14 protein-coding genes are annotated in these 13,395 nt (G+C 63.8%); 7 read left to right on the top strand and 7 right to left on the bottom strand.

Annotation, left to right across the window (positions count from 1 at the left end; all coding sequences use genetic code 11):
• Positions 1 to 51 precede the first annotated feature (51 nt).
• From FHU29_RS09410 to FHU29_RS09385, 6 genes are read left to right on the top strand one after another with little or no spacing between them, the layout of a single operon-like run.
• A complete protein-coding gene (locus FHU29_RS09410; RefSeq protein ID WP_064441210.1) occupies positions 52 to 1,611 on the top strand; it encodes a bifunctional uroporphyrinogen-III C-methyltransferase/uroporphyrinogen-III synthase in 1,560 nt (519 codons plus the stop codon).
• A 21-nt stretch (positions 1,612 to 1,632) separates the two neighbouring features.
• A complete protein-coding gene (hemB, locus tag FHU29_RS09405; RefSeq protein ID WP_064441209.1) occupies positions 1,633 to 2,613 on the top strand; it encodes a porphobilinogen synthase in 981 nt (326 codons plus the stop codon).
• A 5-nt stretch (positions 2,614 to 2,618) separates the two neighbouring features.
• Entirely contained in the window at positions 2,619 to 3,251 is a 633-nt protein-coding gene (locus FHU29_RS09400; protein ID WP_083962409.1) for a hypothetical protein, read from the top strand.
• A complete protein-coding gene (locus FHU29_RS09395; RefSeq protein WP_064441208.1) occupies positions 3,238 to 3,648 on the top strand; it encodes a hypothetical protein in 411 nt (136 codons plus the stop codon). The genes FHU29_RS09400 and FHU29_RS09395 overlap by 14 nt, the downstream gene beginning before the upstream one ends.
• Positions 3,645 to 4,106, top strand: a complete 462-nt coding sequence (locus tag FHU29_RS09390; protein WP_064441207.1) for a hypothetical protein — start codon at positions 3,645 to 3,647, stop codon at positions 4,104 to 4,106. The genes FHU29_RS09395 and FHU29_RS09390 overlap by 4 nt, the downstream gene beginning before the upstream one ends.
• Positions 4,106 to 4,348: a hypothetical protein gene (locus FHU29_RS09385; protein ID WP_064441206.1), complete on the top strand. Its 243-nt coding sequence runs from the start codon at positions 4,106 to 4,108 to the stop codon at positions 4,346 to 4,348. Before FHU29_RS09390 ends, FHU29_RS09385 begins: the two co-directional genes overlap by 1 nt.
• Positions 4,349 to 4,395: 47 nt before the next feature.
• Here the strand turns inward: FHU29_RS09385 and FHU29_RS09380 are convergent, their stop codons facing one another.
• The 6 genes from FHU29_RS09380 to FHU29_RS09355 are packed head-to-tail and all read right to left on the bottom strand — an operon-like array spanning position 4,396 to position 9,521.
• A complete protein-coding gene (locus FHU29_RS09380; protein ID WP_064441205.1) occupies positions 4,396 to 5,268 on the bottom strand; it encodes a 5-oxoprolinase subunit C family protein in 873 nt (290 codons plus the stop codon).
• Positions 5,265 to 5,879 (bottom strand): 5-oxoprolinase subunit B family protein, encoded by a 615-nt coding sequence (locus tag FHU29_RS09375; protein ID WP_064441204.1) that lies wholly within the window; start codon positions 5,877 to 5,879, stop codon positions 5,265 to 5,267. The genes FHU29_RS09380 and FHU29_RS09375 overlap by 4 nt, the downstream gene beginning before the upstream one ends.
• A gap of 11 nt (positions 5,880 to 5,890) precedes the next feature.
• Positions 5,891 to 6,649, bottom strand: coding sequence for a LamB/YcsF family protein (locus FHU29_RS09370; protein ID WP_064441203.1), 759 nt, complete (start codon positions 6,647 to 6,649; stop codon positions 5,891 to 5,893).
• A 27-nt stretch (positions 6,650 to 6,676) separates the two neighbouring features.
• Positions 6,677 to 7,528, bottom strand: a complete 852-nt coding sequence (locus tag FHU29_RS09365) for a metal ABC transporter permease (RefSeq protein ID WP_064441202.1) — start codon at positions 7,526 to 7,528, stop codon at positions 6,677 to 6,679.
• Positions 7,525 to 8,406, bottom strand: coding sequence for a metal ABC transporter ATP-binding protein (locus tag FHU29_RS09360; RefSeq protein WP_064441201.1), 882 nt, complete (start codon positions 8,404 to 8,406; stop codon positions 7,525 to 7,527). The genes FHU29_RS09365 and FHU29_RS09360 overlap by 4 nt, the downstream gene beginning before the upstream one ends.
• Positions 8,403 to 9,521 (bottom strand): metal ABC transporter solute-binding protein, Zn/Mn family, encoded by a 1,119-nt coding sequence (locus tag FHU29_RS09355; protein WP_064441200.1) that lies wholly within the window; start codon positions 9,519 to 9,521, stop codon positions 8,403 to 8,405. Before FHU29_RS09355 ends, FHU29_RS09360 begins: the two co-directional genes overlap by 4 nt.
• Before the next feature lie 127 nt (positions 9,522 to 9,648).
• On the opposite strand from FHU29_RS09355, the gene FHU29_RS09350 reads away from it, so the two are divergent.
• The gene (locus tag FHU29_RS09350) at positions 9,649 to 10,740 is read left to right on the top strand and encodes a LacI family DNA-binding transcriptional regulator (protein WP_064441199.1); all 1,092 of its coding nucleotides are present in this window, start codon (positions 9,649 to 9,651) and stop codon (positions 10,738 to 10,740) included.
• On the opposite strand, the gene otsB is transcribed toward FHU29_RS09350, so the two are convergent.
• Entirely contained in the window at positions 10,729 to 13,281 is a 2,553-nt protein-coding gene (gene otsB, locus FHU29_RS09345) for a trehalose-phosphatase (RefSeq protein WP_064441198.1), read from the bottom strand. The two genes, FHU29_RS09350 and otsB, sit on opposite strands and share 12 nt — an antisense overlap.
• Positions 13,282 to 13,395 lie beyond the last annotated feature (114 nt).

Raw genomic sequence — 13,395 nt, 5'->3', positions numbered from 1 at the left:
CCCTCAGCTAGCCCCGTGACAAGATTTTGCTACCTGACTGGAGAATCGCCGATGAGCCGAGCACACAAGAGCACACCTGGCAGGATCCTCTTCGTCGGATCTGGGCCCGGTGACCCTGCTCTTCTGACGCTGCGCGCTAAGCAGGTGCTGGAGACGACGTCGATCGCGTTCACAGATGCCGACGTGAGTGACGCGGTGGCGAAGCTCGTTGGAACATGCATTTCCGAAGATGACGGTGACGCGACGTCAGAGGTGCGGCCTGCGCTCGGCGAGCCGTCGGAGGTCGCAAAGACACTGATAGCCGAGGCGCGCAAGGGGCACGACGTAGTTCGGCTAGTGTCGGGTGACCCGATGACCACGGACTCGGTGCTGGCCGAAATCACTGCGGTTGCACGCACGCAAGTTCAGTTCGAAGTTGTGCCGGGCCTCGCGCCAGCGGCGGCGATCCCCGCGTACGCCGGAATGCCGCTCGGTGCCGGACACACCGAAGCCGACGTCCGCGGTGACGTGGACTGGGCGGCGCTCGCCGCAGCCCCCGGCCCCCTCGTGCTGCACGCCACCTCGAGTCACCTCGCGGAAATGGCGAGCGCACTGGTAGAGCACGGTCTGGCACCGCAGACTCCCGCCGCGATCACCGTGTTCGGCACGACTTGTAAGCAGCGCACCATCGAAGCCACCCTCGCAACGCTGAACGCGTCCGGTTCGGAACTTACGGGTTCGCTCGTCGTGACGGTCGGTAAGGTCGTCGAGGCGCGCAGCAAGATGTCCTGGTGGGAGAACCGCGACCTCTACGGCTGGACGGTGCTGGTGCCCCGAACGAAGCAGCAGGCTGGTGAAATGAGCGACCGCCTGGTCAGTTACGGTGCCATCCCCATCGAGGTGCCGACAATTTCCGTGGAACCGCCGCGCAGCCCCGCGCAAATGGAGCGTGCGGTCAAAGGCCTCGTTGATGGCCGGTACCAGTGGGTTGTTTTCACTTCCACAAACGCTGTGAAGGCGGTGTGGGAGAAGTTCGAAGAGTTCGGCCTCGATGCCCGTGCGTTCTCGGGCGTGAAGATCGCTTGTGTGGGTGAGGCGACCGCTGAGAAGGTCCGCTCATTCGGCATCACACCTGAGCTCGTACCGTCTGGGGAACAGTCAAGTCAGGGTCTCCTCGCTGACTTCCCACCGCATGACGACGTGCTTGACCCAGTGGACCGCGTGTTGCTGCCCCGGGCTGATATCGCGACTGAAACACTGTCCGAAGGTCTTCGCGAGCGCGGCTGGGAAATTGACGACGTCACTGCGTACCGAACAGTTCGCGCCTCCCCTCCCGCAGCGGAAATCCGCGAGATGATCAAGACCGGCGGTTTCGACGCGGTGCTTTTCACCTCCTCGTCGACGGTCCGGAACCTTGTCGGTATCGCGGGCAAGCCGCATCAGCGTACGATCGTGGCCTGTATTGGACCGAAAACAGCGGAAACGGCGGCCGAGTTCGGCCTGCGCGTCGATGTGCAGCCAGACGTGGCGCAGGTAGGGCCGCTTGTTGATGCGCTCGCGGCGCATGCGGCGCATCTGCGGGCAGAAGGCCTGCTGCCACCGCCGCGTAAGCGTTCACGCGCCCGCCGCTGATTACCCCGCCGAGGAAGGCTGATGTTTCCTGCTCACCGTCCGCGGCGATTGCGGACAACACCGGCGATGCGACGCCTCACCGCGGAGGTGCAGGTTAATGCTCGTGACCTTGTGCTGCCAATGTTCGTGGCAGACGAGGTCAGCTCGCCCCGGCCTATCAGTTCGATGCCAGGGGTGTATCAGCACACTCTCGATTCGCTGCGACGCGCCGCCGCGGATGCGGTTGCTTCGGGAGTGGGCGGCGTCATGCTCTTCGGTGTGCCAGATCCGGATGACAAGGATCCACAGGGCCGGGCCGGGATCGATCCCGAGGGTGTCCTCAACCGGGCGCTGCGAGCGCTTCGTGGCGATTTGGGCGACGATACGGTCATCATGGCGGACACCTGTCTTGATGAATTCACGGACCACGGCCACTGTGGCGTCGTTGCCGAGGATGGCTCCGTCGATAACGACGCGACACTAGACCTGTATCAGCAGATGGCGGTGGTGCAGGCGGAGGCCGGAGCCCACGTGGTGTCGCCGAGCGGCATGATGGACGGCCAAGTTGCCGCGATCAGGTCCGCACTCGACACTCATGGCAAGCACAGCACCGCCATTCTTGCGTACTCCGCGAAGTATTCATCGGCGCTGTACGGGCCCTTCCGCGAAGCCGTCGGGTCGAGCCTGCACGGTACGCGGGCGTCGTATCAGCAGGACTGCTCCAACGTGCGTGAGTCGCGCCGCGAGATCTCGCTCGATCTGGAAGAGGGCGCGGATATGGTGATGGTGAAGCCCGCCATGCTGTATCTCGATGTCGTGCGCGAGACTGCTGAGCTTTCTGATGTCCCGGTCGCCGCATACCAAGTGTCCGGCGAGTACTCGATGATCAGCGCCGCAGCCGAACGTGGCTGGATAGACCGGGATCGTGGGATCACCGAATCGCTGACCAGCATCAAACGAGCGGGGGCGGATTTTATCCTGACATATTTTGCGGACGTCGCGATTGGCTTGCTTGACCGATGAAAGTGATGAGTTCTGAAGACCACGGCGATCGCGACGCGCCCCTCTACCCGCGGCCCCCGGATAGTGGTGCGCAGCTTCGGCCGCCCGACGAGGGTGGCCCCCAGCATCCAGGAACGGAACCGTCCAGGTCCGGGGTCCCCGAGCGAGTCCCGCCACACGATGTGATCACCGCGTTCCAGTTGTGGCTTGGTGTCATCGTGATCGGCGTGGTGATCGTCCCGCTGCGTCTCGTCGGGATGGTGATGAACATCGACGAGACGACGGACCTGTTCATGGACCAATTTGAGCAGCAGTCCGCGCTGGATCTCACCTACGAGCAGGCCCGGGTCTGGGCGTACGTGATCACTGGTGTTGCTGGTGTGCTGCTGCTTCTTCTGCTGAGCGTGCTCCTGGCTGTCGCTTTCACGATGCGGCGCGGCAAACCTTGGGCGAGAGTCGCGCTGACGGCTATCGGGGTTGTCTTTGGTGTATTCGCTGTGGCATCGGTGTTCGGTAGTGGCGACGGCGGGATATTGTCGTTCTTCGATTCTGGCCTCGGCATTGTGCAGGCGGTCTTTGCCGCCGGGGCGATCGTGCTGATGCATAGAGATGAGTCGAACCGATACTTCACGCGGGAGAAGCACGATGGAAATCGCTGAGCGTCGTCCCACAGTGGTGACGGCGGCCTACTGGCTGTGGTTCGTCGCCGCGGTGGTGTGTGTGCTTATGGGGCTCGCATATCTGCTCGTCACTGAGGAAGCGCTCCTTACGGCGCGGGAAAACATCGATGACGTCGGCGGACTAGTCAATTTGCTGCGCATGTACGGCGGCATATCACTGATCTCGGGTCTTTTTGTAGGCGTTCTCAGTGGGTTCGCTCGTAAAGGTGATCCCCGATTCCGGCGCTCACTCGTCGCGTTCTCCATCATGCTCGCGATCTTCCAGATAGCGACGATCTCGGTGTCCGGTTTCTACGCGGTGGCGATTGTCGTTCCCGCGATCACGGCGTGTGTCCTGGTCTACCGGCCGGCTGCTCAACCATGGTTTGAGCGATGACGGCCGAGATCGAGTTCTTTGAACCTGGCGCCCAGTGGCGGGCGCTCCTATTCGGTCCGGTCTTCTGCACGGTGGGCATCGTCGCCGAGATCTTTCTCGGTGGGCCCGTGCACTGGGTGGGCTGGCTGGTCGCGGCGGTGTTGCTGACTGCGGTGGTGGGGTGGCAAGTGTATGCGGGACGAACGCACCTTCGCGTTGAACTCACCCCGCACTATCTGCGTCAGGGTGAGGAAACACTCGCCCTCGAGGAAATCGCCGAGCTGCTGCCGCCCGAAGGAACTGATCGGTGGGGCCCAGGCGACTGGCAGATGGCGCGTGCGCTAGGTGAATTGCATGGCGTTCCGCGGCGCCGCACCGGCGTGGGACTGCGTCTGCAATCTGGCTCAATCGTGCAGGCCTGGGCCCGCGACCATGACACGCTGCGCGCGACTCTGCAGCGGCTGCTGGTGGCGTCTTGATGGGCAGGCCGCTGGCTGCGCTGATTTGTGGCCTTTTGTTGATCGTGGGGTCTGTCGCAAGCTGGTTCCGGGGCGTCGAATCACGTGTTGAGGACCTATCGGACCTCGGGCTCAGCCCGCAGACCGTGACGTGGTACTCGGGTCCATGGCTGACGGCCGCTGCCGTCCTCGCGGCCGCCGGTGGTGTGCTGCTCGTGTGGTGTGTGCGCGATTTTGCGTCGCGGCGCCACCGGCAGCGGTGACCGTCGCAACGATCCAGTAAACAACGCCGCGCGTGGCGCGGTTCTTGCTACTGGATCGTGCCGGTGGTGAACCGCACCTTGTCTCCTGGCCGCAGTTGTGCAGCAGCACTGAGATCGAGGGCGACCGCGATGACAGGATATCCGCCGGTGACGGGATGATCAGCGAGGAACAGTACAGGCTGACCCTCCGGAGGAACCTGCAGCGCACCAGGCACCATCCCTTCACTGGACAGTTCGTCATCCCGCGCACGCGTCAGTCTCTTCGGTCCGGCAAGGCGTGCGCCGACGCGATTCGAATCCGCTGTGACTTCATAGGTCTGGGATGTCAGCAGATGCGGGGCTGAGGGGTCGAACCAGTCAGCGCGGGGACCCAGTTGGACCCTGATGGTTACCGGTCCGGTGCCCGGCTCAGTGAATCCTTGGGGAATCACGTCCGCCGCCGGCCACTCTTCTTCGTCTTTCGCGACCGAGACGACGTCGCCCCGGCGTACCGGAGGCGGACCGAGCCCAGAAAGGGTGTCGGTGCTGCGGCTGCCGAGTACGAGAGGGCCAGCGATGCCGCCCCGCACAGCGACGTAAGTTCGCAGGCCAGCAGTCGGCATACCGATCTTGAGCGTCGCTCCGGCAGGAAGGACGATCTGCTCATGATGCGCGACTTGTTTGTCTCCGACGAAGATCGGTGCGCGCGCGCCCGTCACCGCGCAGACCATAGCTATGCGAGCCCTAGCAACAAACCCGCCGAGCGTTAGCTCCAGGCATGCCGCTGAGGGCCGGTTTCCAACGAGCCTGTTCGCGGCGTCCAGCGCTCGTGTATCCGCAGCACCGGACCAGCCCACGCCCTGATCGCCATAGCCGGGCCGGCCGCGGTCCTGAATGGTGGTCAGAGCGCCGGCCTGCAGAACTTCGAGCCCTTCCGTCATGGCGCCACCCTGAACTGGACGCGGACACCGGGCCGCAGCAACGCTGGCGGGTCGTTTTCCGGGTCCCACAAGGTTGCGTCGCTGGTGCCGATTAGCTGCCACCCTCCGGGCGAGCTTCGCGGGTAAATACCACTGAACTCGCCGGCCAGCCCGACACTCCCAGCTTCGACTTTCTTGCGGGGATCCCGCCGCCGGGGGACGTGGAGGCGCTCGTCACCCCCGACGAGATACGCGAAACCTGGCGCGAAACCGCCGAAGGCCACAGTCCAGGGCTTGCCGGTGTGAGCTTCGATGACGTCCTCTGTGCTCAAACCGGTGTGTTCAGCGACGTCGTCGAGGTCCGGACCGTTGTAGTTGACATCGATTGTGATGACCGTGCCCTCGGCTTCAGCGCTCGCGTTCCGCACGGGCAGTGAGCGGAGATGTGCGATGACAGCGTCAGCCGAAGTCCGTCCGGTATCGAAACGGATGAGCACCGTGCGTGCCGCGGGAATGACATCCAGGCTGCCAGGGGGAGGGGAGTCCTTCAGGCACGTGAAAGTGCTGAGGACGTCTTCCAGAGACGCAAGTTCCGCGAGAACCGCAGCGGGGCCTGCGGTGAGTATCCGCATGTGCGCGCTCCTTACGTGAACGGGGCGATGACCACGCCCGCAGCAGTGAACTTCTCCCTGATCTTTGCCGCTATCTCCACCGCACCGGGAGTGTCGCCGTGCACGCACAGCGATTCGGGGTGCAGGTCAAGCACGGTCTCATCTTCGGCAACCACCTGATGAGTCGTGACCATGGTGTACGCGCGGGCTGCGATCTCCGTCGCGTCGCTGAGCACTGCACCCGGTTCGCGCCGCGACACCAGCGCGCCCTGCGCCGTGTAGGCGCGATCCGCGAAAGCTTCGGTGACGGTTCGCAGGCCGGCCTCCTCAGCGAGGCGCAAGAGCGCAGACCCTGGCAGACCGAGGATCGGGAGATTCCGGTCGTATTGGGCGACCGCGTCGACGACCGCGGCTGCTTGTTCCTCGTGGTGCACAGCTGCGTTATAGAGCGCACCATGTGGCTTCACATACCGAACGCGGTCTCCAGCAACCCGGGCAAGGCCATCTAGAGCTCCGATCTGGTACAGCACGTCCGCAGTAAGTTCGTCGGGTGCGACGTCGATGAATCGGCGTCCGAATCCGGCGAGGTCCCGGTAGCTGACCTGTGCGCCGATCCGGACACCGTGATCGACGGCGCGCTGGCATGTGATCAGCAATGTCCGCGCGTCACCCGCGTGGAAGCCGCATGCAATGTTGGCGCTTGTGACGAGCGGCAGCATCGTGGCGTCGTCACCGAGAGCCCAGATGCCGAAGCTCTCCCCGAGATCGCAGTTGAGGTCGATGGCAGCCATAACTACTACGTTGTCACATCGCGGGCGTTACGCGGGTACTGCTGTTCCACGACGGCCGATTAGTCGGCACATCATGTAGATGAGGAAAGAAATGCTCGTGACGAAGACGGAGACGGGTACGCCCGGAGCGAGCGACAGGATGATGCCTCCGAGTGCTGCGGTCTGCGCGAACAGCAGAGCCAGCAGCGTGATCTTGAGCGGGTCGGCGGTGACCCGGGAGGCCGCTGCGGCTGGGGTGACGAGTAGCGATAGGACCAGAAGGGCGCCGACGATCTGGACTCCGATGGACACGGCAAGGCCGACCAGTACTGCGAAGACGACGGTCAGGAACTGGACGGGAACCCCCCGCGCGGCGGCGACTTCGGGGTCGGTGCTCGCGAACAAGAGTGGCCGGTAGACGGCGATCAGCGCGATGAGGACGATCGCCGCGGTCACGATCAAAAGCTGCAGACCTGCGGTGTTAACAGTCACGACCTGGCCGACGAGCAGCGCAAACTGATTGACTGTTCGGTCCGGATTGAGCCACAGGAACAGCACTGCAAGGCCGAGGCCGAAGGACAGAATGACAGCGATGACCGCATCACGCTCGCGGGATCTCGCGCCGAGAATGCCGAAGAGCAGCGCTGCGGCAACAGACCCAGCTATGGCACCGACGCCGACCGAGATGCCGAGGAGCAGACCACCTGCGGCACCCATTACGGAAAGTTCGCTGGTGCCGTGCACAGCGAAGGACATCTGACGACTGACGATCAGCGGGCCGATGACCCCGGCAAGGAGGCCGAGGATTGCGCTCGCGATGAGCGCATGCTGGACGAAAGACCGGCTCAGGAGGTCAGCGGTAGTGCTGAAGTCGAGGAACCGGACCCAGAACTCATTCATGATGGCTCCGGAAACTGTTCTTGAGGGTGGTGCTCTTGCCCAGCCCTCCCGAGGACATCAATGCTGTCGCCAGTGCCCACGACCACGATGCGGTCACGGACGCGAAGGACGTCGACGTCGGTCCGGTAAAGCTCTGACAGCACGCGTGACGTCATCACCTCGGATGGCGGGCCAATGCGGAAGCGGCCGTCCACGATGTAGAGGACGGTGTCGACCATCGGCAGGATCGGGTTGATCTCGTGGGTGACGAAAAGGACAGCCGTGTCAGCCAGGTGGCGCCGCGCGTCAATGAGCTCAGCTACCTTGCGCTGACTTGCGAGATCGAGGCTCAGCAGTGGCTCGTCGCAAAGCAGTAGACCAGGGTCGGACACGAGCGCCTGGGCGACGCGCAGGCGTTGCTGTTCCCCGCCTGAAAGGCGGCCAACCGGGGCATCTGCGTAGCTGGCCGCGCCGACCGCGTCGAGTGCTTCGCGGACGCGGTCATTGCGTTCACGGCGTTTCGCCGACGAGAGGGTGAGACCCCAATGGTGGCCACTGAGACCGAGACCGACGAGGTCGCGGCCACGCAGCGTGAGGCCGCGGTCGAGGGTCTTCTGCTGAGGGATGTATCCGATCCGATTGTCACCGGTGCGAACGGCTCCGCCGTAGGTGCGCACCGTGCCAGCTGCGAGGGGCTGAAGGCCGAGCAGCACCCTCAGCAGGCTGGTTTTTCCGGATCCATTGGGCCCGAGCACCGCGACGAACTCGCCAGGCGAGATGTCGAGATCGAGTCCATCCCAGAGCGATCGTGCACCGAAGCGCAGGCCAGCGCCCCGCAGAGAAACGACGGGGTTTCTCTGCGGGGGTGAACCCGGTGAAGAGGAAGGGCTAGGTGTCATGCTCCGGTCAGTACGCGCTCGAAGTCATCGAGAGTGGAGTGCATCCATTCAAAGTAATCCATTCCGGCCGGAAGTGATTCTGAGACTTCAATGACGGGAACGTCATTGTCTACGGCAATTTCCCGCATCCGTTGCGTGGTGGGCGACTCGGTCTGGCTGTTGTAAACGAGCGCCTGTGCTTCGCCGTCCGCCAGCAGGTCGCTGAACTGCGCCGTTACGGCCGCTGAGGGATCATTTCCATGCTCGACAGCGCGGGTGAATTCAGTCGGTGCGATGTCGATCACGCCCAGAGCTCCCAGCAGATATTCAGCCAGTGGTTCTGTTTGCGCAACCTCGATGCCTTCGGTGGTGGCGCGGATGTCGTCTGCGCGGTCTTCGAGTTCTTCGATGCGCTCTGACGTCTCCTCGGCGTTTGCGGAGAAGGTGTCAGCGTTATCGGGATCGAGTTCGCTCAGTTCATTCGCGATGGCGCGCGCGACGTCGCTCACGATGTGGAAGTCGTACCAGACGTGCTCGTTTGCTGCGCCATGTCCGTGGTCGTGATCGTGGTCGTTCGCACCCGCAGCATGGCCGTGGTCACCCTCATCATCGTGATGGTCAGCTTCGCCGCCACCTTCGTGCTCCGAATCATGACCGTGCTCATCTTCGCCATGACCATGCTCGTCCCCGTCGTGATGCTCCCCGTCGTGATGCTCCCCGTCGTGATGCTCGTCGTCATCAGTGTGCGCGTCATCGTGGCGCACGAGGAGCTCGTAGGCGCTCACCGAGCGTGGGCCGGGGTCGGTGGAGTCGATGATGTCCTGAACGAACTGGTCGTAGCCGCCGCCGTTATAGACCACCAGATCGGCGTCTTGCACTGTGGCAACATCGCGCGGTGTGCTCTCGTAGTGGTGCGGGTCGACCGCGGGATCGCTGATGAGCGCCTCAACAGACACCACGTCGCCGCCCACCTGGCGCGCAATGTCAGCCCACACGTTCGTGCTCGCGACGACGGTGATGGCGGTGTCGGCACCGGTCCCGGTGGCGGCATCGTCGTCACTGCCACACGCAGCCAGGCCGAATGCGGCGAGGCTGAGTCCGGAGACCAGGACGCCAGCAGTCTTTACTGCACGCACAAGTAACCCCTAGAGATTGAAATGGTAACGGTTTCCATCGCAGTCTAGCGTTCCAGCAGGGGAACTCTGAACCACATCTGACGTGATGGTGCTGGAACTCTGGCCCCGGTGCGGTTACCGTCCACCTATGCCCCGGTCAAGCAGGCCCCGTCGGCGCGCCACTTTGGCGTCCCTGGCGGCGGAACTCAAGGTCTCGCGCACGACCGTGTCTAACGCCTACAACCGCCCTGACCAGCTGTCACCCGAGCTTCGCGAGCGCGTGCTCGCCGCGGCGAAGGAGATCGGATACCCGGGCCCTGATCCCGTGGCGCGCTCGCTGCGCACACGTAAGGCGAACACAGTCGGACTGCTTCTGGACCAGCCACTCAGCTATTCGTTTCGCGATCCGGCTGCCGTGGAGTTCGTCGCTGGCCTTGCTGACGCGTGTGATTCTGCGGGCAAATCACTGCTCATCGTTCCCGCAGGGCCGGATCGCGACGATTTAGAGGCTGCGGCCGCGGTGCAGCGGGCGGGAGTCGACGGGTTTGTTGTTTACTCGGTCGCCGCAAACGATCCGTACCTCGCGGCGGCCCTGGAACGCCAGTTGCCAGTGGTGGTGTGCGACCAGCCGATCGATGTTCCAGGAACGTCGCGGGTTGGAATCGACGATTACCGCGCGATGCGCGAGCTGGCCGACGCCGTGTTCGCGGCGGGGCACCGCCGGATCGGAGTCATTTGTATGCGGCTCGGGCCGGATGATCGTGACGAATTTGTGGGCCGCGCCCGTGCGCTCTCGTCCCCACTCCCTGTTCAGAATGCGCGCATACGGGCGATTCTCGACGCTGCCGATATGGCTGGCGCAGAGGTGACAATCGCGGAGCGGTCCACGCACTCCCGCGACGCAGGTCAGCGGGCGGCCCATGAGCTCCGTCGGGCCGTTCCGTCGATCACCGCTTTCATGTGCACCACAGATGTGCTCGCGCTCGGGGCGCTTGCGTACGCCGCGGACGAAGGGATCCGCGTGCCCGACACACTGTCGGTGACCGGATTCGACGGCATCCGCGAAGCGCGTCGCGCGGGGCTCACAACGGTCGCCCAGCCTGCGGCCCTGAAAGGCAGACGCGCGGGGGAACTCCTCCTCGGCTACAGCCCAGACCGGTTGGCCGTGGAAATGGTGCCTACGGAAATGCTCCTCGGCGCTACTCTGGGCCCCGCCATGGGGCCCTCCTCATCGGGCTGACGCCGACAACAGTTGCGCGCAGCGGAGTAAACCGATGTGGCTGTACGCCTGTGGATGATTGCCAAGCGCGCGTTCGGCGACGGGATCGTACTCCTCGCTCAGCAGCCCGGTAGGTCCCGCGGCGGTAACGAGCTGAGCGAATAGTGCATCGGCCTGGGCCTGCTGGCCGGTGAGCAAATACGCTTCAACAAGCCATGCCGCACATAAATGGAACCCGCCCTCGCCGCCGGGCAACCCGTCATCGTGGTGATAGCGGTACACCGTTGAGCCGCTGCGAAGTTCCGCTTCGGTTGCGACGACAGTGGCCGCGAACCGCTCGTCTGAAGGATCAACAAGCCCCGACAGTCCGATGTGGAGCGTTGCAGCGTCGAGGTCGAGGCCGTCGTATGCTGCCGTGAAGGACCGTATTTCCTCATTCCAGCCCTTGTCACAAACCTGCTTGGCGATGACATCGCGCAGTGTTCTCCACCCGAGCGGAACAGTGAAGCCGAACTTGCTGGCGAGTTTGAGTGCACGGTCCACCGTCACCCAGCACATCACCTTCGAGTACACGTGATGACGCGGAGCGCCGCGGATCTCCCAGATCCCATGATCCGGCTCGGACCATCGTCGTTCGACCGCCGACACCATCGCCCGCACCAGTTCCCAGTCGCGCGCGGACACCGGCTCGTCGTAACCCGCGGTGATCCGGGCCTCGGAGAGATCATGGATGAGTTCGACGATCGGGCCGAAGACGTCAAGTTGCACCTGATTGTTGGCCGCGTTGCTCACTCGCACCGGGCGTGAACCGGCATATCCGGGCAGCGAATCGATGACGGCTTCAGGCGGCAAGGCTGTGCCCTGCAACGTGTACAGCGGGTGCAGCCGATCCGGTCCGGGCACGGTGTCGAGCACACGGTGGACCCACTCAAGATAATCCTCAGCCTCACTGAGTGAACCGCACGCCACCAGCGCCGACGCTGTCATGGCTGCGTCGCGGAGCCAGCAGAAGCGGTAGTCCCAGTTACGGACCCCGCCGATTTCCTCGGGCAGCGACGTGGTAGCCGCAGCAAGAATTCCGCCAGTCTCCGCGTGCACGAGGCCGCGCAGTGTCAGCGCAGATCGCTTCATCAAGGCAGGTTTCAGCGGCGGCAAAACGAGTTTCTCCGCCCATAACCGCCAGTAGTCTTCCGCTTGCTGGCGTCTTTCCGCTTCCGGCACCTTCATTTCGAGAATGTCGGACGTGCCGCAGCGCAGTTCCAGAACTACCTGTCCGTCCGCGGGGTGAACGGTTGCTGTGGCGGTTTCCTGAATTCCGTCCGAAGTCACTTCCCACTCGACGCCGGGGGAGCGGAGAACCATCGGATCGTTGGTGCCTTCGACGCGCAGTCCGTCATCGACCTTGATGATCCGGACCGGGACCTGTCCGAACTCTGGCCGGGGTGCGAAGCTCACGACCGCTGATGCCTCGCCCGAGATGACGCGTGTCAGGTCTGTACGGCCGATCGTGACGTCGTGCGGGAGGTAGTCCGTGACGAGCAGGCTCGCCCACCGCGTTTCGACCGTCATCGTGCCATCCACATATTGCTGGCTCAGCGGCAGCCCTTGGCGCAGCGGCCCGACCGTGAAGTGGCCCGCTGATTCGCCTCCGAGTAAGTGCGCGAAGATCGCTCCGGAGTCCGGCTCAGGGTGGCACAACCAGCTCAGCGCACCATCCGGAGTGATGAGCGCGACGTTGTTCGGACTGGCCAGCATCGTCAGTCGCTCGATCGGTGTGACGCTGTCACCGTGCAGCCAGGTCTTGCGCTCCTCGAGGAGCAGCGCCAGTGCGACTGCGACGTCTTCGGGTTCCTCGATACGGTGCCCGGCAAGCGATTCTCCGGGGCCGATCTTTACGCCCACGTCCGGCCCATGAAGTCGGCGGAATGCCTTCTCGTCAGTCACATCGTCACCGAAGAAGACCGCCGCGGTCGCGCCCTCCTGGTGCCGCAGAATGTCGAGCGCCTGCCCCTTGTCGGTGCTGATGACGGCAAGCTCGATGACGGCTTTGCCTTCCGTGACCTGGACGCCATCCCACTTCGCTGGCCCGCCGCACACTTGTTCAAGCGCGGCCTCGGCCACTGAATCTTCCGCGTTGCGGACGTGGAACGCGACACTCGCTGGCTTGGTTTCAATCGAAACTCCAGGGTGCGCGTCGGCGATCTGTACGAGTTCCTTCTCAATCCGCTGCAGCAAGCGCCGCGCGTCTGCGCTTATCGCATGCACGAAGCCGACTTCGAATTCCGAGCCGTGGCTGCCCACAAGGTGGACTTCTGCAGGCAGGCGCGACAGTGTCGCGAGGTCGCGGAGGGCGCGGCCGGAAATCACTGCGGCGGTAGTGGACGGCAGAGCGGCGAGCGTGCGCAACGCGCGCACGGCCTCCATGTTCGGGTGTGCCCGGTCTGGGTCCGAGACGATGGGGGCCATCGTGCCGTCGTAATCGCACGCGACAAGAAGGCGTGGTGTGCGGGCAATCTGTGACAGAGCGCGCCGCAGTTCGACGGGCAGATCCTGAGCACTCACGCGCCGAAACCCTTTCTCAGAAATTAATAATGCAAAAAGCCTAGTTCCCTCGGATACAGCCGATGAATGCGGGCATGATGCGACATGTATCACTTCCGGGTTTGGATCACCACG

The sequence above is a fragment of the Hoyosella altamirensis genome (genome assembly GCF_014191505.1).
GTDB lineage: Bacteria > Actinomycetota > Actinomycetes > Mycobacteriales > Mycobacteriaceae > Hoyosella > Hoyosella altamirensis.
Note: the sequence above shows the minus strand (reverse complement) of the source record. Positions and strands in the feature narration are given on the sequence as shown.

Coding starts and splice junctions, on each gene's coding strand:
- FHU29_RS09410 (WP_064441210.1), top strand. CDS start 52: ATGAGCCGAGCACACAAGAGCACACCTGGCAGGATCCTCTTCGTCGGA.
- hemB (WP_064441209.1), top strand. CDS start 1,633: ATGTTTCCTGCTCACCGTCCGCGGCGATTGCGGACAACACCGGCGATG.
- FHU29_RS09400 (WP_083962409.1), top strand. CDS start 2,619: ATGAGTTCTGAAGACCACGGCGATCGCGACGCGCCCCTCTACCCGCGG.
- FHU29_RS09395 (WP_064441208.1), top strand. CDS start 3,238: ATGGAAATCGCTGAGCGTCGTCCCACAGTGGTGACGGCGGCCTACTGG.
- FHU29_RS09390 (WP_064441207.1), top strand. CDS start 3,645: ATGACGGCCGAGATCGAGTTCTTTGAACCTGGCGCCCAGTGGCGGGCG.
- FHU29_RS09385 (WP_064441206.1), top strand. CDS start 4,106: ATGGGCAGGCCGCTGGCTGCGCTGATTTGTGGCCTTTTGTTGATCGTG.
- FHU29_RS09380 (WP_064441205.1), bottom strand. CDS start 5,268: ATGACGGAAGGGCTCGAAGTTCTGCAGGCCGGCGCTCTGACCACCATT.
- FHU29_RS09375 (WP_064441204.1), bottom strand. CDS start 5,879: ATGCGGATACTCACCGCAGGCCCCGCTGCGGTTCTCGCGGAACTTGCG.
- FHU29_RS09370 (WP_064441203.1), bottom strand. CDS start 6,649: ATGGCTGCCATCGACCTCAACTGCGATCTCGGGGAGAGCTTCGGCATC.
- FHU29_RS09365 (WP_064441202.1), bottom strand. CDS start 7,528: ATGAATGAGTTCTGGGTCCGGTTCCTCGACTTCAGCACTACCGCTGAC.
- FHU29_RS09360 (WP_064441201.1), bottom strand. CDS start 8,406: ATGACACCTAGCCCTTCCTCTTCACCGGGTTCACCCCCGCAGAGAAAC.
- FHU29_RS09350 (WP_064441199.1), top strand. CDS start 9,649: ATGCCCCGGTCAAGCAGGCCCCGTCGGCGCGCCACTTTGGCGTCCCTG.